This window comes from Enterobacter cloacae complex sp. ECC445 (genome assembly GCF_021892025.1).
Taxonomy (GTDB): Bacteria; Pseudomonadota; Gammaproteobacteria; order Enterobacterales; family Enterobacteriaceae; genus Enterobacter; species Enterobacter chengduensis.
Map to the genome: position 1 here is coordinate 77475 of NZ_JAKLRZ010000010.1, position 21936 is coordinate 99410.

Sequence of the window (21936 nt, forward strand, 5' to 3'; positions counted from 1 at the left end):
TCATTTAGTGGTCGATTTTTTAAGCACTCTGAAGTGAAGCCGTTCATAACAAGGAAAGACGAATACCATGAAAACCAGTTTAAAATTAACGTCGATATTCTGTGCCTTACTTTTATCCATTTTTTCATGCTTTAGCTTCGGAAATGAGTCCGGGGCAGCGAAAATTGAAAGTTCTCCAGAATCTGTCGTTCAGCATTTCTATGCTGACTACCTGACAGCCTGGAATGACCCGGACGTTGGTCATGGTCTCGAAAAAAGCCAGAGCGCTATAGACAGCTTTACAACAAAACATCTTCAGAAACTCAAAAGTGAGGATGACTCAGGGGCTGACTACTTCACGAATGTTCAGGATATTTGTCCTGAGTGGGTGAATGAAATTTCTACGAATGTTTCATCGTTAGATAAAGAGAAAGCCGTTATAGGACTAATGCTAGGTCACAGCGCTAGTGAGTCAAAATATAAAATCAACCTTGTCCGGGCTAACGGAAAATGGCTCATAGACTCAGTCTTATTTGTATCCAACGCGACTGGCCATTGTAACGATAATTAACGGTGACGACATGTTCAACAAAGCAAATGCTATTACTACGCTGAATTCGAATGCAGCGGTCATCGCCAGAAATAACGAAAATCGCTTCAGGCGTGGCCTGGATGATCACCTGAAATATGGTCAGTCGCAGTGCGCTCATTATGTCAAAATTGCATTAATTCAGGGCGGCGCATCCTCCAGCCATTCAGGAATTAACTCGGCTAAAGATTACGGTCCGTGGCTTGAGGAAAATAATTTCAAGGTTGTGGACGGCGCAGCAACCGTCAATGCAGGGAATGTTTTTTCCATCTCAGGGCAGCAGGCAGGGGATGTTGTTGTTATTCAGGCCGCACCCGGCCATGAGCATGGCCACATGGCTATGTTTAATGGAACAAAATGGGTCTCCGACTTTGTCCAGGACAAAGGCTTTTACCCGGCACAGGCCTATCGAACCAACAACATTCCTTATAAGCTTTACCGTTACTCTGACAACAACAGCCCTGCTCAGGATGCATCTGCTTCTCAAAAAGGAAAAATCAAAATAGTCTGGCCGATCCCCTCAAACAGCCGGGGAATCGAGTTCAGCAATCAGGAAAGTATCCTCTCTCATTTAGCAGGCGAGTCTACCGGGCAGTACACGATTGGCCGCAGCGGAATGTGGCATGGGGGGATCCATATCACCGAAGCCACAACGCCATGGTGTGCTCTGAGTGGTAAAGCTCCGCTGGAGGTGATGGACTTCCCGGTACCTTTTAAAGGTGAACAGGCGATACGCTGCATGGCGGATGGTGAAGTTGTTGCCTATCGCGTCTGCAAAGATTATCTGACGCTGGGGTGGGAATCCGGCCCGTTGAGTTTTTCAGGCTCATTCGTTCTGGTGAAACACTATATCCAGCCGGGTGAGAAAGAAACCAGCGGGTTACATTTCTACACCCTGTACATGCATCTTGCGCCGTATTCAGCTTATGAGGCCAACGCAGAAAATCAGTGGGTCATTCAGGATACGCTAAAAGCATATTCTGAAATGGACTGGCTGACGGCAAAACTTACTTCAGAAAGAACTTCTCCACAGATCGCCGGGCACATGCCTAAAGGGGCAAAAGTGGAGTGGGATCCAGCAGATAACGATCTTAATACAACCGGGAATAACAAACGAAAATATGGTCTTGTAACGCTTAAGGGTTTACCAGAAGATACCCAAAGCACTCTCACGCTCGGTAAGCGCTATTGGGTTGTTGTGGATAACAATAATATTAAGTCAGCGCCAGGGGCCGGTCCAAGCTGGTGGCGAGAGTTGCTTCCTCCTGCAAAGGAAGTCATGGTATTTGATAAGACGGTAAGTCTCAGTACACCATTTTCTATCAAGGCCGGTGACCCTATTGGACATATGGGCTACTACCAGGCACCGAAGGATGGGGGTTATGAGGCACGGTATCAGGTACATATCGAATGCACCAGCATGGATGACAACCTGGAGAAATTCCTGACTAACCCAGACAAAGTTGGAGAGAAAAATCCCCTCTGGCTAAAGTATGCCCCGGGCCTTGCTCTCTTCACTAAAGATGTCGCAAAAGGCACCTTTACGAAGGGGAACACGTCGACAGCTCGGACGGGTATTCTTCCGTTGAGTAAGGTCACTACTGAAACTGATAAATCAACAAAACAAGAATACTGGCAGCTGCGACCTGAAAATGCCTACGTGCCAAAAGGCCAGGCAGAGCCTCAACTTTTGTCACAGTTTGACCTTGCAAAACTGGGCTTTAGAACTGAAACCTCAGAGCCTACCAACTTTGATTATCTTGATGGAAAAAACCAGCCCATTGGATTCTTCCGCAACCTTATCAACTCGCTCTACGAGGCTGCGACCGGTGATACGCGAGCCAGTCATGCTCTGGTGAAGCATAATTACCAACGCTTGCTGGATAAAATTGATAGCGGAAGCGACAACTATTCGCCAATGGAGTACTGGAGAGCCCTTCATAACTCGGACTATCGTGACGTCATCCAGAAAACGATTGTTAAGCATCCCAGTGATTGGTATTTCAAAAAAGGGGATTCTATCTGGCAACCGTTTCTGGATGCTCTGAAGAAGGAAGCGCCTGAGTGGAAGAAATACAGCGAAGATTTTCTCGACAAGATGGCCTGGATGCAGGATGTGACGACGGAGAAACTGGGTCCTTCATTATGGCATATGCATCCAATTATGTTCTTGGGAATGATGAGGTCTAGCGGTCGTTTTTCTTACAAGTACTCCAATTATGAAATCACCATAGAAGATGCATTAGATATACAGATCAAGCTTGGCAACAATGGTGGTCCGACCATGCAAAAAGGTCGAGGCTTCCCAAGGATTACGAAGGAAGAAACTCGCCCATATTTTGACCCAGTAAATCATATGTCTGAACCAGATTTATTTCAGTATTTAGATATATCTACTCAAGTAAACGTATCAAATGATCAAATGAAAAAATACTTGATAACTAAAGGAATTTTATCAGGTCATGAGGCAACATTTCTCAATGCAGCAGAGTCATATGGTGTTAATGTAATATATCTTGCAGTACATGCCTCCCTTGAGACAGGCAATGGGACCAGCCCGCTAGGAACCGGAATCATTGTTGATGGCATCAAAGTGTATAATATGTATGGAATTGGTGCCTTAGATGGTAAAGCTGTGGAAACCGGCTCTAAAATGGCAAGAAAAATGGGTTGGACAACCCCGGAAAAAGCCATAGATGGTGGTGCAGCATGGATTGCAAACCATTATATCAAGGCTAAGCAAAACACTCTTTATAAAATGAGATGGAATCCTGAAAAACCAGGTACGCACCAATATGCTACAGCTGCAAATTGGGCACTTGCTCAAACAAAATCGTTGAAAAAAGAATGTGATTCATTTCCTGACGTGACACTACCACTAGATATTCCAGTTTATAAAAAGTGAGAGCAAGATGAAACTTAGATCATTAAAAGCAATAGCGCTTATAAGTGTTTTTTTGCCGTTTATCGCGACGGCAAGCAGTCCATCCTGCGATCAACTTCAAAGCATTGTTAAAAAAGAGACAACAAATGGACAGAGCAACATACCAGCTAATCCATTTATTGTTGCAGTTAAGAATAAAATATATTTCCATACAGCTCCTGATTCATCTTGTAAACAACAAGATAAATTTGTAATAGCTGGCGATTATCTTTACGCTTATAAAAATCATGAAGGTTTTACCTATGTGAATTACTTAACCGCAAAAGGCAGTGAGGTCAAGGGATGGGTGAATAGCTCTGAATTAAAAAACTTTAACCCTACAACCACAACATCGATAAAAAACAACTTGAATATCACAGATTTTATAGTTATGAACAATAATGATTGGTTTGGTTTAGGTAATTCATTCTCAAACTCTCCGTCCTTAGCTAAAAATCATGAGTTATCATCAGAGTTTATCGGCGACTTCCCGAACGACACTGGCGGTTTAGATAAATTCTATTCACACACCTACAAAGATTACAATGTCATTTCATCAAATGTGAATTACGATAAAAGACTATGGACAATTGATGATGATTATATAATTTCCAACATTACTTTAACGACTCCCAAGTACCACACCATTCGAAATGCCAAGGTTGGGGATAAGAAAGAAGACATTTTAAAGCAATATAATGGTATAAAACATACTGAATCAGAATCAAAAATTATTTATAACCTGGGTGAAATGGCTTTGACTTTTAATTTATCAAATGATGCGGTGACATCAATTGAAATGTCATCAATACCGGAGCAATAACTCCGAAAGTTAATTACTCACATAACCTGATGCAGGTTGAAAAATGGCGAGCATCAGAACATTGATGCTATTTCCTAAATAGCTTATATGGAATAGATATATGCTTCAGATAATCCGAAAAGGCGATAAGACTACCCACGGCGGCTCTGTAATGAGCGCTTCCGAAACGATGAAATTCGGTGGCATTGGTGTTGCCCGAAAAGGGGATAAGGTTTCCTGCCCGGTGGAAGGACACGGCCCCACGACCATTGTAGAGGGTAATCCTGATTATCTCGATCATGGTATTCCTGTGGCATTTCATGGCCATAAGTGCGGCTGCGGCTGCACGCTAATCAGTTCATTTGCAGCGGCTAAGGTTGGCTGATTATGCCTGTCTGGCTGGATGCCATCCCTGAAAAGGCCCCCAAAATTGCCCGTCCCGGCACCCGGCGCTGGCTCCTGATTCTGGCGTTTATCATGCTGGGGGGAGTTGCTCTCACGCTATGGTTCTGGACTTCAGCGCGAACTGGATTCGTCTTTTGGTTCTGCGCTTTGGGCCTCCCGTTCTGTACCTGGGGTGTTTTGTTCGGAATGCGCCGGGGTGCCTATAAAGCCGAGCAGGTTGCGGCGGAATCACGAAATGTAGAACGCGAAGCGATCTTCGAGAGTGAAATTCAGCGCGGTCAGCGCTGCGCCTGGATCCTCGGAACACAAATCGAGGCACCGGCCGGAAATAAAGCCGGTGAACTGCTGAAGGCAATAAAACTTGCCGCACCCGCAGTCGATTTCTCGCAGCCAAGGGGATGCGACAAACCTGTCAGATATGCGGCTTTGACGGCATACCAGTCAGATTTTGTGAAAGCGTTAAAAGCAACCGTCGCTAAACTGACCGCTCGCGTAGAGGGGATCGTTCAACCTCTTCCGGCAGGTCTGCCCTGCTGGCTGATGCTGGACTGTGACAGCGATGTGTATCCACAGGCAGAAGAGTTGATTAAAGCTGAACTGTCTCAGAAGACGGGCAGAGTATTCCGCCTGATGTCAGGTAAGGGGCTGGGTGCATTGGATGCCTGGCTGGATAAACGATGGGACAACCCGGGGATCCTGGTTGCCATCACCCTGTCTTTGCCTGCATCTCCTCAGGAAGGAGACGCTGACGCCGTGTCGATGGTGGTTTTCAGCAATCGCAAAGCTCACGCGTATCCGGATGCATTACGTCTGCATCGCCCGGAAAGAGGCTCTGAAGCCACGCTGACAAAAACCCTGTCCCGGGCCTTACTCTGGGCAAACACTACCGCTGACGCTCTTCAGGGCAGCTGGATTTCTGGCGAATGCCTGACCGTGGGCAGTGGCTGGAATAAAGCCTGTGAAGGTAATCGGGTGGGATTCAGCCTTTCAGAAAATAATCTCAGCATAGATCCGGTGCTGGGCTACACCGGCCATGCAGCTCCATGGGTCGCCATCACGCTTGCCGATGCGGCATTTGAACAGCGCGGAGTGCAGGTTATCGCCGCACAGCCCGCCGCTGACAAAGACGACATCTGGATAGCGGTCATCACCAAAGAAGAAGTTCGCAAGGGAACGCCTAAGAATGTCTAAGGTAAAAGTAAAAACACTCATCGGCTCCGTTGTGACTGTCGCCTTTTTTCTGACGGTCATCGTGGCATTTCTCTTTTATGCCTTTCCGGAAAATGTCGCGTCGGCCACGGGATTTGGGCCGTATGACGGGCAACGGATCCTTACATTCTGCGCCATCCTGGTTGCCGCGATGCTTTTATTCGGCTGGCTGATTGAAAAGGCCTTCGACTTTGCCGGTAAATCGGGACTGTATTTCCACTGGGGTCAGAAAAAGGCTCAGATGGTCGCCCCGACAACAGGCACCATTGCGAGCGAAGATGATGAAGAAGAGCCTGTCTTCAGTGAGGATGCCGTATCTGAGCATCTCCGTTTCCGCTATGGCCGTCGCTGGCAGCGTAAGGTACGTATCCTTCTGGTGATGGGTAATCCGGATGAGGTCCATAAAGCTGCCCCGGGCTTATGTGCTGACCTCTGGCAGGAAGGCGACGGAAATGTGCTGATATATGGAGGAGATGCCCAGTCTCTTCCAGATGAGAGCTTCCTTTCAAAACTGAAACGTCTGCGCCCCGGCCATCCCGTTGATGGCATCGTCCAGGTGCTGAACTCCTCGGCACTCCCGACAGATATTGAGCGGGATGCGTTTTTGCGTAGCCGCCAGAAAGCAGACCACCAGCTGGGATGGCAGGCCCCCGTCTGGCTGTGGCTGACTGATAAGGCTACCGGCGCTCAACCTGAAGCGCAGCCGCCTGCTATCGGTGCGATTTTCGGGCCAGGGGGAACCCCCAGGGCCGCAAATGAAGCCGTTCAGACCCTGATCCCACGGCTTCGTGAGGCCGGGGTAGCACAGGTCGTGAATGATTCGGCACATGACGGTCTGCTACAGCTCTCTTCGCGTCTGCAAAGCGAACTAAAATCCAGTCTGAGTGCATTGCTCAGTGGGTTGATGCAGGGGTCTGCCGCCTGGCGTCTTCGGGGAGTCATATTCAGTCCGGAACTGGCAGTAGCGGGAGCCATACCCAACACGCGTCCCGAAACTCCAGGCTGGGCAGCTGTTACTGAGGATTGTGATGCCGTCAGCGCAAAAAAACTGGGTTATGACTGGCGGAAAGTGCTACGACTCATCCTGCTTTCTCTGATTGTCTTATGGGGTGCAGGTACTTTGCTGTCTCTCGTCGTTAACCGGGCTCAGATCTATCAGGCCCAGGAGACGGCCAGGCAAGCGGCAGATGCCTCATTACCGCTGACTGAACGTCTGCGTAACCAGCTCGTGCTCCAGCAATCCATTGCCCGTCTGCAACATCGTGAAGCCACTGGCGCCCCGTGGTACACCCGTTTTGGCCTGAATCAGGACAGCGACACGCTTGCCGCGCTCTGGCCGTTATATGCAAAGAACAACACGCAGCTGATGAGGGATGCCACCGCAGACCATCTGAAGCAACAACTGACCGCCTTTGTGAAGTTACCACCGGCCAGTGACGCCCGCACACAGGGCACTCAGCATACCTACGACGTACTCAAAAGTTACCTGATGATGGCCCGTCCGGACAAAGCGGATGCAGGGTGGCTGGCAAAAAATGTGCTGGCCTCATGGCCAAAACGTCAGGCTGTACAGAATGGTGCCTGGCAGGAAATGGCGCCGAAACTGCTGGGCTTTTATGCGCAGAATCTGCCATCACACCCGGAATGGAAAATTAAGCCTGACGCCGAGCTCATCAGCACCGTACGTCAAATCCTGCTCAAGCAGATAGGGCAGCGTAATGCTGAATCAGGCCTGTATCAGGACATGCTCAAACGTATAGCCAGCAACTGGCCTGATTTAACGCTGGCCGATATGACCGGCGATACCGATGCCTCAACGGTTTTCAGCACCGACGAAGTAGTGCCGGGAATGTTTACCCGCCAGGCCTGGGATGAACAGGTTCAGGATGCGATTGATCAGGTGGTCAAGACCCGCCGCGACGAGATTGACTGGGTACTGACGGATAAGACCCACCAGACAGGGAATGATATCTCCCCGGAAGCGCTGAAAGCCCGCCTGACGGAGCGCTATTTTACCGACTTTGGCAATGCCTGGCTGAACATGGTCAACAGCATTCAGTGGCAGGAAGCCACGTCACTTTCTGAGGCGATTGCCCAACTCAACCTGATTGGCGATGTTCGCCAGTCGCCACTGGTGGCACTGATGAACACGCTGGCCTGGCAGGGCAAAACCGGACAGAAGGGCGAGGCACTGGCGGATTCGATAGTGGATTCGGCGAAAAAGCTGATCGGTCAGAAAAAGAACGCAAAACAGTTCATTGAACAAGCTCAGGGACCTAAAGGGCCGCTCGACGGCGTCTTTGGCCCACTGATGGGGCTGATGGAAGGCAAAGAGGGGACGGGAACCAACGGGAACCTCAGCTTCCAGTCATGGCTTGCCCGCGTCACGCAGGTGCGTCTGAAACTCCAGCAGGTTACCAGCGCCCCGGATCCACAGGCCATGTCACAGATGCTGGCTCAGACCGTATTCCAGGGGAAAGCTATCGATCTGACCGACACCCGCGATTACGGTAGTCTGGTTGCCGCAAGCCTCGGGCAGGAGTGGAGCGGCTTCGGCCAGTCGCTGTTTGTGCAGCCACTGGATCTGGCCTGGCGACAGGTACTTGCTCCGGCTGCGGGAAGTCTCAATGCCCGCTGGCAGTCGACCATTGTCGATCAGTGGAATAAGGCCTTTGCGGGACGCTATCCGTTTAAAGCCACCGGCAGCGATGCCTCGTTGCCGTTGCTGGCTCAGTTCCTGCGGAGTGACTCGGGTCGAATCACCACGTTCCTGAAAACGAACCTTGGCGGGATCCTTCATCAGGAGGGAAACCGCTGGGTTGTTGATCCTTCAGCGAGTCAGGGGATGGTTGTCAGTCCGGATTTCCTCCGGGCGATTAATCAGCTGGCGGAACTGTCAGATATCGTGTTTTCACAGGGAGACGCGAGCGTTCACTTTGAACTGATGGCCCGTCCTTCAAGGGATGTTGCCCGGGTGCAGCTGACGCTGGATGAGCAAAACCTTGACTATTTCAACCAGATGGAAAGCTGGCAAAGCTTCACATGGCCTGGAAACACTTACTATCCGGGCGTGTCGCTCAGCTGGCGCAGTGTGAGCAGTGGTATGCAGCTGTATACCAACAACCAGGGCAACTGGGGGTTCATTCGCCTGCTGGACAAAGCCCTGATCACGCCTCTTGATGCGAGCCGCACTCAACTGGTGTGGATCACCGCCGATGGCAACCCGCTGAAGTTTGTGATGCGTAGCGAGCTCGGTACCGGTCCCCTGGCATTACTTAAGCTTCAGGGGTTCACGCTGCCTGGGTCTATCTTCAACGTCGGCGCTGGCGCAGAGGAGCTCCAGTAATAATGGGTAAGGATCTGCATCCGGCGCTGGGTTTCGCCAAACTGGTGGAAAGCTGGTCTCCGGGTATTTTCAGCAAAGTGGATCGGTGGCGGGAGACCGAATCAGCGGCCCCCTGGCGCTTTATGACGTTTCAACAGTGCCGGGCCTGGATTACAGACTGGCTGAAGCATAATCCGGCGCCCGCAGAAGGGTTTCTTTCTCCTGTGATCATGAAGCGTTTCCCGCCGCATATCGTTTACATGACGCTCGCGGCGTGGCGCACTGGTAAGACGCTCCTTCACTGTGATGAGTCACTCTTTAAGGTTCTGGGAGAAACCCGTCAGACCGATACGTTGTCCGGGGAAATGCTTCGACGTCTGCCTTTCTGGGGCTTCTGGCTCGATTTTCCGGCAGACACCGTCTTCTCTAAAGGCCAGGGCGCATTGATGGGCGCATTTTTCACACTGGCTGATCATAGCGGCGAAACGGATGCACTGCTTGCGCTGACGCTGTCACAGGACCCGTTCCCCGGACAGAACATACCGCTTGGCATGGAGTATCTCGCCCTGACTGATCCGATATCCACCGCGATAGACCAGCAGGATGAGGGGATCCAGGACTTCTGGCACGCCGTACTACCGGTGCTGTTCTGGCTTTGCTCGGAAAACAGCGAGTGGGGTAAACAGGGAAAGCCCGTGCGTCCCGCCCCCAGACGTGTCGGAAAGCATCAACGCCTCATCCCACCGGACAAGCCTGTGCAGATTTTTGCAGGCGCCCGGGCCGGTTCTGCACTCAGGCAGGCACCGCGATCCCCGGAAGCAAATACCTCCGGGGGAAGTCCCGCCAAACCCCATCGGCGTCTTCGCCCCCATGTCAGAAAAGCTCACTGGCAAAGCTACTGGAAGGGCAAGCCCACTCAGGGGGAAGAAAAAAAAGTATTACTGAAGTGGAAGCCGCCACAGATTGTTAATGGCCAGGACGACGATTCACTGGAAGCCGTCGTGAGATTTATGAAAGATATCGACAAATCAGTGTGAATTAAGAAGCATCTCTTTAAATGCCTGGATATTCTTTAAGGATAAAAAGGATATTTCCCATTCTGCATGGTTTTTCCACATGCGGAATTTTATGACTTTAAAAAACATGTGGCATCTATGACTTTAAACTTTATCAGTCGCTTCTCGTACCGCTTAGTATGTTCTTTTTTAATGTTCGGATTTTCATCCTATGCCTCAGCAAATATATCTAAAGTATCATCAGCGGTAGATGGCTTGCATATTGTCGCCATAAATAAATTGCCAGTAGCACCTCAGGAAGCATCAACGGATGAGCCCGTATTAAATTGTGATAGAGCCCCCCCTGTAAGTCCGGAGGGAATAGCTGTTTCATCACTCGGATGGAAAGTGATTAATGAAATTACTAGCGGCGATTTAACTATCATTGGATTTTTCAGCAAAGGTGAGGACGGTACGAGTGGGTCCTGCTTTGTCAAAAATGGAAATGTGGCAATTTATAACAAGGGAGTTCTTCAGGCTTTAATTTATGGCGATGAAATCACCGATGACTCAAATTCGCTTTTGGGTGCAGTTTCCAAAACCAACTTGAATAACACCTTTCGACTGAGAGAGTTTTTTCCGGGCATGCCCGCCGTCGCAGATTTGTTCTATGACGGTAATGTTGCTCGCGTTCAGCCAATTGCACCGGTAGAGCCATTTTGTAATGGGATAGCGCCTGTACCAAACATTTATGGAAAAGATATTAAGAGTGTCAGAAAATTACTTAAAAATTATGAGTGGAAACCTGAAAATATCGAGGCAGATCAGGGCGACTACATTGCCAAAAAGTTAAATACTGAAGGAATTGTAGAAGTGGATTCATGCTCCGGGACAGGATTTGGATTCTGTAGCTTCAATTATCAACGTGAAGGAGGGATCTCATTGAATGTCATTACAATGGGGGATGATTATACAGTCACTGATTACAGTGCCAACTGTCCGAAACAGTGATCATTGGATGTGTTTAACTTTTCATTTGTTATGGTTAGGGAAATAAATGAGCTCGCCGCAAGCCCTGTTATCTGTATGTGCTACAAACCAGGAAGAACAGCAAAACCTCATATCCCGGGCAAGTGACGCCCTGTCACTCTGGGATAACTGGCTGCTCCCATTCAGTTCCGGGCATGAAGCCGGAGAGGATCCCGCCTACGACGATGATTTTCAGCTGATGCGGGAAGAGATCAATAAGCTGTCGGGTACGGATCCCGCAAGATTGTGTGAACTGGCGCAGAAATGTCTTTGTGGCACCGCCAAAGATATTCGCGTCGTCACCTGGTACATTCAGGCCCGCCTCAGCCAGGACGGTGAGAAAGGACTGTCAGAAGGCCTGCTCCTGCTGGTCGCACTGCTGAAGCGTTTCGGTATCGCATGTCACCCTCAACGCCCGGTTGCACGTAAAGCGGCACTGGAGTGGCTGAACAGCGCAAAGGTCATCGATGCCTTGCAGCTATGGCCGGAAGTGGACAGCAATGATGCCGGAATGACCGCAGGAGCCATCAGCCTGCTGGCATCCGCCGTTTCGGACTGGCCTGAAGAGGAGAGGCCTTCTTTTGCTGGCCTCTGTACGGCGCTGGAAAACCGACTCGCTCGTTCAGGCGGTATGGAAGCCCTGGTCCCGCAAAACAGCAGCGTGCCGGACAGTGTGCGGGAGACAAAACGTCCGGACTCACCGCAGTTGTCTGCGGTGAAATCAGGTCGTGATTTGCTTGACCAGGCAAAGTTACTTTCCCGCTGGCTCGGCGATCAATCACAGGGCTGGCTGGCTTCCCATCGGCTGATAAAGACCGTCAGATGGGATACGGTCGACCAGATCCCGCCGCTGGACAGCAGCGGACGAACCCGTCTGGTGCCACCGAAACCGGAATACCGCGCACAGCTGAAGCGTCTCTACCTCCAGAAAAACTGGACTGAGCTGGTAGAGCAGGCCAGCCAGATGTATTGCGAAGGCGTGAATCATTTCTGGCTCGATCTTCAGTGGTACCTCTGGCAGGGGCTCAGCCATGCCGGTCACCCCTGGGACACCTGGACCGATTCCGTTCTTTTCGACCTGCGTCTTCTGCTTAAGCGCCTCCCGGGGCTCGAAACACTGGCATGGAATGACGGCACCCCGTTTGCTGATGAAGTGACCACCAGCTGGATTGCTGAAAAAGTGAATGAAGAAGGCCTGATGTTCGGCGATGAACCCGCTACCGTCGTTAACAGTCAGGCTGATGATGTGTTGCTCCTTGAACCCGAAGCCATGGAGAAGGGGGACACGGAAGGGCCAGAGGCAGCTCTGGCCTGGCTCCAGTCCCGACCGGGAATGGATACCCCTCGCCATCGCTGGCTAATACGCCTGCTGATGGCCCGGGTGGCAGAGCAGTATGGCCGTAATGAAATGGCGCTCCACCTGCTTGGCGAACTGACCGCCTGTGCCCCTCAGCTGACGCTGAGTGACTGGGAGCCTGCTCTGTTGTTTGAGGTGCAGGCCCGCCGTCTTAAATTGCTGCGCATGAAAGCCAGCCGCAGTGAGTCCGATAAAACCCGTCTGATGCCCGAAATGGAGTCCTTGCTTGCAGGTTTGATCGCCATCGATCCTGCCCGTGCCATGGTGCTCTGTGGTTAATTCTCTCTATTTTCTCTTTAAAACTTTCAGGAATGTTGTGCATGGATAATTTGGCCCTGCGGTATTACGAAGCAGAGATGCGCTACCTGCGTGAGGCGGGTAAAGAATTTGCACGGGCTTATCCGGATCGGGCCGCAATGCTGAATCTGGATAAACCCGGGGCGCGTGATCCTTACGTGGAACGTCTTTTCGAAGGCTTTGCCTTCCTGATGGGGCGTTTGCGCGAAAAGCTCGATGACGACCTGCCGGAGCTGACCGAAGGCCTGGTGAGCCTGCTGTGGCCACACTATATGCGAACCATTCCTTCGCTTGCCATCGTTGAGTTTTCGCCTGACTGGCGCAGTCTGCGTCAGTCTGAAATGCTGCCAGAAGGCTTTTCAGTTCTGTCACGCCCTGTCGGACCGCAAAAGACAGCATGCCAGTACCGGACGACACGTGATGTGCCGTTACAACCTCTGCACCTTGCGGATGCACGCCTGCACACGGAAACCGACGGCCGCTCAGCCATTCGTCTGCGTTTTGAATGCCCGGAAAAAGTGGACTGGAGCAAAGCCGGGATCGACAAAGTCGCCATCTTCCTCAATGCAGAAAGCCCCGTCAGTTCCGCGTTGCATCTGGCGATGACCCGACGGGTACACGCGATGTATGCCCGTCACGCCGGAACCCACACCGAACGTCATCAGTTTGATGGCTGGTGCAAACCCATGGGCTTTGATGACAATGACGGTCTCTGGAAGAAAGCCGACACCGCTTTCAGTGGTTATCAGCTGCTGCTGGAATATTTCAGTTTCCGTCCGAAGTTTATGTTTGTTGAGCTGCGCGGTCTGGACATCATCGGGCTCACTGCGGCCAGCACCTGGTTTGAAATCGACATCGTGCTCAGTGAAGCCTGGTCATCTGATCTGCCTTTCGAGACAGAAAACTTCCGCTTGCACTGTGCGTCGGTCATTAATCTCTTCACCCTGGAAGCCGACCCGCTGACGCTTGACCCGCTGGAAAATGAATACCTGCTCAGGCCGCTGCGTCTTCAGGATGGCCATACCGAGATTTACAGCGTCGATAACATCCATGGTGCGGTAAAAAATGGCAAGCACCCTTACGTGCCATTCACCAGTTTCCGCCACCGGGGCGGCATGATGCGCCACGATGCGCCTGAGCGTTATTTCCATACCCGCGTGAAGCGGGGTCCGTCAGGACTGTATGACACCTGGCTCATACTCGGAGGTCGCTCCTTCGAGCTGGAACAACTGTCTGAGAAGCCCGAATCGCTGTCGATGCGCATTACCGGCACCAACGGACAACTCCCGCGTAAGGCGCTGGAAAGCACCCTGCTGGACAGGGCCGTAAAAGCAGGCAAGGTGCCCGTCAGGGTCCTGAACCTTTCGGCCCCCACCATGCCACTGTATCCCCCGGCAAACGACCGCTTCCACTGGCGTGTCATGAGTCATCTGGGATCAAACTTCCTCAGCATGATGGACAACCCTGAAGTCCTCCGGGGGACGCTGGCGCTGTACGACTGGACCGATGACGAGATGAACCGTCGCCGACTTGAGGCGATTGTGGCGGTGAAGCACACCCTGATCCGCCGCTTTGAAAAAGGTTTTATGCTCCGGGGCGTGGACATCGAGGTCACGTTGAATATGGATAATTTTGCAGGTGAGGGGGATGTGAATCTCTTCGGAGAGATGTTACATCGCTTCTTTGCGCTCTATGCGGATATTCACCTTTTCAACCAGCTCACGCTGGTGCTGCAACCGACAGGGAAACGACTGAGATGGCGCGAGAATCACAGCCAGCACATACCGGGCTGACGTTAGCCCTCAATAAGGACATCTGGCGGGCCAACTTCTACCGTTTCTGCCAGCTGCTTGAGCAGGAGGATCCGGACGCCCCTAAACTGGGTACCACCAGCCACCCGGGCAACGATCCTGTGCGCTTCAGGCCCTGGCCTGGTATGGGTTTTCCGGTCAGCACCCTGAAAGCGGTTGAAACCGATGAAGACCATCCGGAACTGCCGCCGACCGTCCGCACCACATTCCTCGGTATGTATGGCGTGGATTCGCCACTGCCGACGATGTACCTGGATGATATTGCGCAGCGCCGTGAAGGGCATGAGGCTGTCACCTCGTTTCTGGATATTTTCAGCCACCGCATCACCACGCAATATTACCGGATCTGGCGAAAATACGCGTACCCGGCGACCTTCGAGGCCGGTGGCCGCGATGCCACATCACAGTGTCTGCTGGGACTGGTGGGACTCGGTATTCCGGGTACGGCGGAACAAGTGGCTACGCCGGTGTCCCGATTTCTGGCGTTGCTCGGTACGATGCGGTTGCCCACCCGCAATGCAGAAGGCATTCGGGCCCTAGTGAGCCTGCTGGCACCGAATACCCGGGCAAATATTACCGAACCCGACCCGGTTAAGGTCCATATCGATAATCGCAGTGGATTGGGGGCTAAAAACCGCATCCGTCTGTCGCAGCGTGCCACGCTGGGCAAAACGGCCAAAGAGGCGTGCAGCCGGGTGCTGGTGACGCTGGAAACGGAAGATCCGGACGAGGCGGAAGGGTGGTTACCCGGCGGGATCCTGCATACCGATCTGCTGGTTTTAATCCGTGTTTATCTCGGCTACCGCAGTGATGCACGTCTGCGTCTGACCGTGCCAGTGAGATTGCTCCCGGAGCCTCGCCTGGGCAAGGGTCGGCGTATACAGCTGGGCAGAACCGGTTTACTGGGTCTGAAAGAAGGCAAACTCAGCAATAACCGGGAGAGCCTGACCGTCAGCCTGGGTTGCTATGAAGGGCTTCACTATTCCGCACTGCAACCCGCAGAAGACGGACATTACCGCTTCGACTAATCACGTATTCCCTCTCTCAATAAAGGAACTTTTGAATGGCAACAGTAACCCGCTGGTGGGCACTGACGCTTATTGCCTGTGGTTTGCTCGCAGGCTGCGGTCTGACGCAGACCGTCAAGGACGGTACGGTCAGCATCACGAAATCCATCTTCTACAAGAAAATCAAAACGCTGCATCTGGATTTTGCACCGCGTACGGCCATTAACGCCGATGGATCTCAAACGCCGCTGGCAACAATGGTGCGGGTCTATCAGCTCAAAGATCGTAAAGCGGTTGATGCCGCCGATTACCAGACACTGCTTCGCAATGCCGATACCGTGCTGAAAGACGATGTCCTGGCCTCAAAGGCAATACTGGTGATGCCCAAAGGCAGCGTGTCTTTGAATATGCCCATGGATGAAGATGCACAGTTCGTGGCGGTGGTGGGACTGTTTAATCGTCCCGATCAGAAAAATAACCGCTGGCGTCTGGTACTGACCCGTGACAACCTCGATCCGGACAAACCCCGGACCATCGAGCTGGGTGACGGCTGGCTCAGCCTTGTGCCGGTAAAGGAGTAACATAATGGATAACTGGCTGGCGCTTTTTGACGGGCAGACCCGCTATTTTCTGGATATCAACGACAGCCAGGTAAAACCGGATGTTCTGCGATTCCGGGGCAGGGAAGCACTGAGCGAACCGTTTAAATGGGACATTGAGTTCACCACCCAACAGGCGAACATTCCCCCCGAACAGGTCCTGATGAAATATGCCTCTTTCCGGATGCGGAGCGGTAAAAATGTCCACGGTATTATTACCCGCCTGGAATGGCTTTCCACCTCAAAGGATCAGTCACATTACCGGGCCACGCTCAGCTCCCGTCTGACGCTTCTGGGATACACCCGGCAATGCGCCATCTACCAGAATCAGTCCGTCCCGGAGGTGGTAGAGCAGGTTCTGCGTAAACATGGCCTGGAAGGCCCGGATTTTGAATTTCGTCTGGAACGCAGTTATCCGTCGCGTGAGCTGATTACCCAGTGGCGGGAAACGGATTTGCAGTTCATCCAGCGCATTCTGTCTGAGGTGGGTATTTACTGGCGCACGGAAATGGACAACACCCGCGAGCTGGACACGTTTATCTTTGCCGACAGCCAGCTGAACTATCAGTTTGACGTGAATCTGCCCTACAGCGAGCCATCAGGCCTGTTCGACGGTGCAGCGGAGTCAGTATGGGATGTGCGAACCTGGCATAACCTTGCCACCGGCACCGTCAGGACCCGCGACTACAACTATCGCACCGCCTCCGCACCGATGGATACCACCGTCAGTGTACGCAATGACGCGGTGACGACCGGGGAGCATTACCGTTACGCCGCGCCGTATCGCGAAGCGGGTGACGATACGGACCCGGAGCCGGTCACCGAAAGCGGAGCATTCTACGCCCGACTCCACCATGAGCGTGAGCTGAACAAGACTGCCCGTATTCACCTGTTCAGCAATGCGGCACACCTCTCTCCCGGGCAGGTGCTGGAGCCTCAGGGCAATGACATCACTGCGCTGAAGGACGGAGTCATTATGACGCTGGTGACGTTCCGGGGCGCCCGCGACTCCCGTTTACATGTGTCGGTCTGGGGCATGCCTTACACCGAACGCTACTGTTTCCGTCCTGTAGAAGTCCCGCGGCCGGAAATCCCGGGCACGCTTCCGGCACGCGTCGAGAGTCGGGAAAAGAACGACCTGTACGCGCATCTGGATGACCAGGGGCGCTACCGGGTAAAACTGGACTTCGACCGCGAAGGAACAGAGCCGGGCTTTGGGTATTTGTGGCTGCGGATGGCGAAGCCGGTTGCCGGTGAAACGCTGGGCTGGCACACGCCGCTCATCGACGGAACGGAAGTGGCCATTGCGTACAGCAATGGCGATATTGACCTGCCGTACATCGCGTACGCTCTGCACGATTCTGAACATCCGGATCACGTAAACCAGGACAATCACACCCGAAATATCCTCAGGACGCCCGCTAACTCAAAACTGCGGATGGAAGACAAACGCGGCGAGGAGCACATCAAACTCGCCACCGAATACGGCAAGACGCAGCTCAACAGCGGACATCTTGTGGACAACAAGGGAGAGTCTCGCGGCAGGGGCTCAGAATTGCGTACCGACGAGTGGGGAACGCTGCGAGCCGGGAAAGGGCTGTTTGTCAGCGCGGATGCGCAGCCTAAAGCGCAGGGCGAAGCGCTGGACATGGATGCCGCACTGAAGGAAATCGAACAGCTCAATCAACATCTGCAACAGCTGGAAATAGCCGCCGAAAAAGCGCAGGCACTAAAAGCAGACGTCGACAGCCAGGTACAGATGTTTGAGCAACGCCTGAAGCCACTTAACGAGACAGTGCTCTTCTCGGCGCCGGAGGGCATGGCCCTGACCAGCGGCGAAGATATGCAGCTGGCCGCAGCCCAAAACGTGGCAGTAAACGCTGGGGGCGATATCAGCATTGGAGCAATGGGCTACATGACCACGCTGGCCGGGGAGAAGCTGGGTCTGTTTGCCCGAACGGGCCAACTGAGCCTGAAGTCCGGAGAAGGGCCGGTAGATGTCCAGGCGCAAAACGCCAGCATGCGGTTGTTTGCAGAGAAGAAGTTGACGCTGAGCTCGGCGAGTAACATTTCGTTTGCCGGGAAAAAACGTATCACGCTGATCGGCGGGGGCAGCTACCTGCGTCTTGAAGCAGGAAAGGTCGAGTACGGTACGACAGCATCGTATATGCGCAAAGTGAAGCGGACAATGGCAGCAGGAAGCAATACCCTGGATCAGGGACCGGTTGAAATGCCCGCTCCATTACCAAATTTATCATGTGGTCCGAATACCGCATGTTTCAGGGTCATAGATTCCTTAACAGGAACTGAAGATATGGAGTTTGCATATCAGCTCAGTACATCCACTGGCGCGATACAGGCAACCACAGATTCTTCACTGACGAATGCTGTGAGTTCGGATACAGAGGAGCCGGTAGCGCTCGATTATGTCTTCCAGATAAGGGCAGGGACACGTTAATGGCTCAGGCAACGACGACAACATCTGACGATAAAGAAAAGCAGGAACAAAAGGTCGAAGTGGAATTTTTTCATATCGATATGATCCCGGATGCCATGGATAAAATGAAATGGCCGGTGGCTGCAAAATTAATGAGGCATTGGTTTAATACAAAACCAGCGTTAGCATTTACCATAAAGACTAAAGACCAATATCAGAATGGGAAGGCACTGGATATTCCTGATGGCATAGTTAATTGTGACATTGTAAAAATGGCTTGGGCTATTCAGTTTGAACAAGTAATTAAAGGAATAGAATATTTAAGCGGCACATGGGATAGCCCAAAAGGTAGAGAATTACTAAAAAAGAGGCTTTCCCAAAAAGGTGATTATCTAAAAAGCAATGTATCAATTGGTTACTCTGATGACATCAGAGAACTGGAAGACACAGCGCAAGTCAATGTGACATTAATAGGAAAAAAAACAGATACTGTTAATGAGTGGTATGGAGCTATAGGAAATGCCAACTTAAAAGTCTGCGTTCGTGGAACTACTGAAAGCCGTAAAGAAGGTGTGTTTTTTATTGTTGAATCGGTTGGCTATTATTTAAAAGATACTTACGACTTTATTGATGATGGATACCCTGAACCTTTAGGTATTTGGAGTAAAGACCGAATTCTAAGTAAAGCGGAATCATCTGTATATATATCATCTTATTTATCAGAGTTCTGGGGGCGTTTGGCCCGCCAATTTTCAGGATTTGTTCCGGTGTTTAATGAAGATTTCCGAAAATGGCAGGAAAAACATAACGCTGGAGGAGACTACATTGTTTTCTCAGACGTGTACTGGACTGAGCCATTACCTCACAAAAAGGTGATAAAATTATGAGATTGAAAGCTTTAATTATTATCGCTATCCTGTTTATGATATGGGTATTTTTGCCATCAACATTGTTTGTTAGTGATCGTGATGCAGCTTTCTCGCATATCAGCCCTGATAAAAAATATACAGCGGTAGTGTATAGAACAAAAATCATATCACCGTATTCACTTTACAAGTTCCTACAAAACGAAAACTACTATTTTATTCTCTATGGTGAAGATCAGCGTGTTATATTTAAGCCATCAATGTTTTATGGTACCTCAGACTTGGGGGCTTCTGATAGTATAGAATATGTTTATAATGAAAAACATTATCTTTTCTACCCTGGACAAAACGGTTACGACTCCGTCGAGTTAAATAAATAACCTTTTTAAGGCGGACTAGCGTAAAATATTTGGAAACCCCATAAGCATGAGATATAAATCACCGTCTCTATACGAAATACTTACTGGCAACTTTACAGGGGATCTTCCCCTTGAAGTTGTAAACGAAGACGACCAGGTCATTTTATCAGTACTGGATAACATCCAGCGTATATTGAACGCCCGGGCCGGTACCATTTCCCATCTACCAGATTATGGTCTGCCGGATATGACCAAAATTCTGCAAGGCATGCCCGGGACAGCCCACGAGCTGATCGATACGCTGTCCGGTGTCCTGCTCAAGTATGAACCCAGGTTGCAGTCCCTCCATGTCACTTTACTCGAACAGCAAGTGCCTGGTGAACTGCGTTACGCTATTGATGCGGAACTGAGAGGTATTGGACTTATCCGGTATGGCACTGAGTTTATGCCAGAGGGAAAAGTGATGATCAGACACCTGAAACAACAGCAGTATCTTGAAAACAACCAGTTTATCTAAACCACTCATATCTTCCTTCGATACGGATTTCACAATGCCCCATTCAAGCGAACACCACCTTAAAACCGGGAGCGATCCCCGTACATTGCCCGATTACTCAGCATTGCGTGAGGAATTGGCAAAACTGTCCCATCCGGCCCGCCCGGATGTGGACTGGGGGCATGTTGAAAAACTGGCGTTAAACCTATTCGATGCCAATGGTGTCGAGCTTCAGACGGCGGCTTGGTATACGCTGGCAAGGGCACAACAGGCGGGTATACAGGGCTTCAATGAAGGTTTAGCGATTCTGGATGCTCTGATCCGCTATCAATGGTCATCAATGTGGCCCGCTTCTGCACATGCCCGAATTGAAATACTCAGCAGCCTGAGTAAACGACTTCAGCAGCTTTTCCGGACCTTATCACTCCAGAGGTCAGATTTGCCGAGCCTGAACCAAGGGATAAGACTTTTGAGCTCAACAGGAGAGGCTCTGCAACGGCTTGAGCTTCACAATGCAAGCGGAGTTGATACTCTCCGTCAAATGCTGCATAACGCCACCGTAAAGCTGGAAAATAGTGAACACGTCCCAAGCCAGATAGAGAATAATTTAACAGACAGTGTGCTGCCGGTAAGGGCCGGAAAACAAAATAGTCAGCGCTGGGTGTATGTAGTTAATTCAGATCCAACGATTGAAGTTGAAGTAACTAGAAAGTCAGCCTCCAGAATCAGCCCAGTCACGGCTTTCATCGGCGGCATTTTTACCGCTGGCGCACTGAGCATAGCCGCCTTTACTTTCATACCAAAATTATTCAATCACCCCGGAGAAGATGCGGTAAACAACTCTCTAGCAGCTTTACCAACCAGCATGCCTTTTCCGGATGTCGATCAGCTACGCCAGGCCGCTCCGACGTGGCTTAAATCCAGTGATACCTACGCGGAAAAAGTAAACGCCCGATTGAACGAATTAAGCATGCTTCCACCATACTGGCCGTTGCAGTACGGCTCTCAGTTGGTTGAGCAAACCCGTCATCTTTATCCCAACACCAAACTTGCACAGGAGATGTCAGCAGACTGGCAGTCAAGGCTCAAAGCCAACTCGTTGCCAGACGCCAACATCAATGGGTGGAATCAGGGAATGACTGAGCTCAACAGACTTCAGAACCGACTCAATCAGCTTGATGAGAAGAACGGGAAATATATGACTGTCAGCGAGCTTAAAACAGCAGTGTTCTCAATTTCACAGGCATTCAATAATGCCGTACCGGTTGAAGAGTTAATCCGGCAAATCCAGGCATTCCCGCAAGACCAACCGCTATCCAGAGATCTGCTCAACAGGGCAGACCTACAGCTCAAGCAACTCAACAATTCCTACATGATCGTTAAATCGAAAAACTCAGATTAGATGACGATTATCGACTATTCGCTCGTCGCACATTTCGTGATAATCTCCG

General features: G+C 51.1%; 17 protein-coding genes. All 17 read left to right on the forward strand.

The genetic code is table 11. The annotated features are described in order from the left end of the window. The first annotated feature begins 67 nt into the window (after positions 1-67). The 17 genes from L6R44_RS11175 to L6R44_RS11255 all read left to right on the forward strand — a co-directional run bounded on the left by L6R44_RS11175 (position 68) and on the right by L6R44_RS11255 (position 21887). Positions 68-550: a DUF3828 domain-containing protein gene (locus L6R44_RS11175; RefSeq protein WP_237424235.1), complete on the forward strand. Its 483-nt coding sequence runs from the start codon at positions 68-70 to the stop codon at positions 548-550. Positions 551-560: 10 nt separating this feature from the next. Next, positions 561-3473, forward strand: a complete 2913-nt coding sequence (locus L6R44_RS11180; protein ID WP_237424236.1) for an N-acetylglucosaminidase — start codon at positions 561-563, stop codon at positions 3471-3473. A 7-nt stretch (positions 3474-3480) separates the two neighbouring features. Next, on the forward strand, positions 3481-4314 hold the full coding sequence (locus tag L6R44_RS11185; RefSeq protein WP_237424237.1) for a hypothetical protein: 834 nt from the start codon (positions 3481-3483) through the stop codon (positions 4312-4314). A 100-nt stretch (positions 4315-4414) separates the two neighbouring features. Then, positions 4415-4678, forward strand: coding sequence for a PAAR domain-containing protein (locus L6R44_RS11190; protein WP_237424238.1), 264 nt, complete (start codon positions 4415-4417; stop codon positions 4676-4678). Positions 4679-4680: 2 nt separating this feature from the next. Next, a complete protein-coding gene (locus L6R44_RS11195) occupies positions 4681-5889 on the forward strand; it encodes a hypothetical protein (RefSeq protein WP_237424239.1) in 1209 nt (402 codons plus the stop codon). Beyond that, positions 5882-9253, forward strand: a complete 3372-nt coding sequence (locus L6R44_RS11200; RefSeq protein WP_237424240.1) for an ImcF-related family protein — start codon at positions 5882-5884, stop codon at positions 9251-9253. The genes L6R44_RS11195 and L6R44_RS11200 overlap by 8 nt, the downstream gene beginning before the upstream one ends. A 2-nt stretch (positions 9254-9255) precedes the next feature. After that, positions 9256-10269 (forward strand): AcrVA2 family anti-CRISPR protein, encoded by a 1014-nt coding sequence (locus tag L6R44_RS11205; RefSeq protein ID WP_237424241.1) that lies wholly within the window; start codon positions 9256-9258, stop codon positions 10267-10269. A gap of 66 nt (positions 10270-10335) precedes the next feature. Beyond that, entirely contained in the window at positions 10336-11238 is a 903-nt protein-coding gene (locus tag L6R44_RS11210) for a hypothetical protein (protein WP_237424242.1), read from the forward strand. Positions 11239-11284: 46 nt separating this feature from the next. Then, the gene (gene tssA, locus L6R44_RS11215; protein ID WP_237424243.1) at positions 11285-12892 is read left to right on the forward strand and encodes a type VI secretion system protein TssA; all 1608 of its coding nucleotides are present in this window, start codon (positions 11285-11287) and stop codon (positions 12890-12892) included. A 41-nt stretch (positions 12893-12933) separates the two neighbouring features. Continuing rightward, positions 12934-14703, forward strand: a complete 1770-nt coding sequence (gene tssF / locus L6R44_RS11220; RefSeq protein ID WP_237424244.1) for a type VI secretion system baseplate subunit TssF — start codon at positions 12934-12936, stop codon at positions 14701-14703. Beyond that, a complete protein-coding gene (gene tssG, locus L6R44_RS11225; RefSeq protein ID WP_237424245.1) occupies positions 14667-15749 on the forward strand; it encodes a type VI secretion system baseplate subunit TssG in 1083 nt (360 codons plus the stop codon). Before tssF ends, tssG begins: the two co-directional genes overlap by 37 nt. 35 nt (positions 15750-15784) lie before the next feature. After that, positions 15785-16309: a type VI secretion system lipoprotein TssJ gene (gene tssJ / locus L6R44_RS11230; RefSeq protein ID WP_237424246.1), complete on the forward strand. Its 525-nt coding sequence runs from the start codon at positions 15785-15787 to the stop codon at positions 16307-16309. A gap of 4 nt (positions 16310-16313) precedes the next feature. Further along, the gene (locus tag L6R44_RS11235) at positions 16314-18785 is read left to right on the forward strand and encodes a type VI secretion system Vgr family protein (RefSeq protein WP_237424247.1); all 2472 of its coding nucleotides are present in this window, start codon (positions 16314-16316) and stop codon (positions 18783-18785) included. Then, a complete protein-coding gene (locus L6R44_RS11240) occupies positions 18785-19651 on the forward strand; it encodes a DUF6402 family protein (protein WP_237424248.1) in 867 nt (288 codons plus the stop codon). The genes L6R44_RS11235 and L6R44_RS11240 overlap by 1 nt, the downstream gene beginning before the upstream one ends. Continuing rightward, complete coding sequence (locus tag L6R44_RS11245; RefSeq protein WP_237424249.1) at positions 19648-20010, forward strand: DUF6201 family protein; 363 nt, start codon at positions 19648-19650, stop codon at positions 20008-20010. The genes L6R44_RS11240 and L6R44_RS11245 overlap by 4 nt, the downstream gene beginning before the upstream one ends. Before the next feature lie 46 nt (positions 20011-20056). Continuing rightward, complete coding sequence (gene tssE, locus L6R44_RS11250; RefSeq protein ID WP_237424250.1) at positions 20057-20506, forward strand: type VI secretion system baseplate subunit TssE; 450 nt, start codon at positions 20057-20059, stop codon at positions 20504-20506. A gap of 34 nt (positions 20507-20540) precedes the next feature. Further along, positions 20541-21887, forward strand: coding sequence for a VasL domain-containing protein (locus L6R44_RS11255; protein WP_237424251.1), 1347 nt, complete (start codon positions 20541-20543; stop codon positions 21885-21887). Positions 21888-21936: the final 49 nt, after the last annotated feature.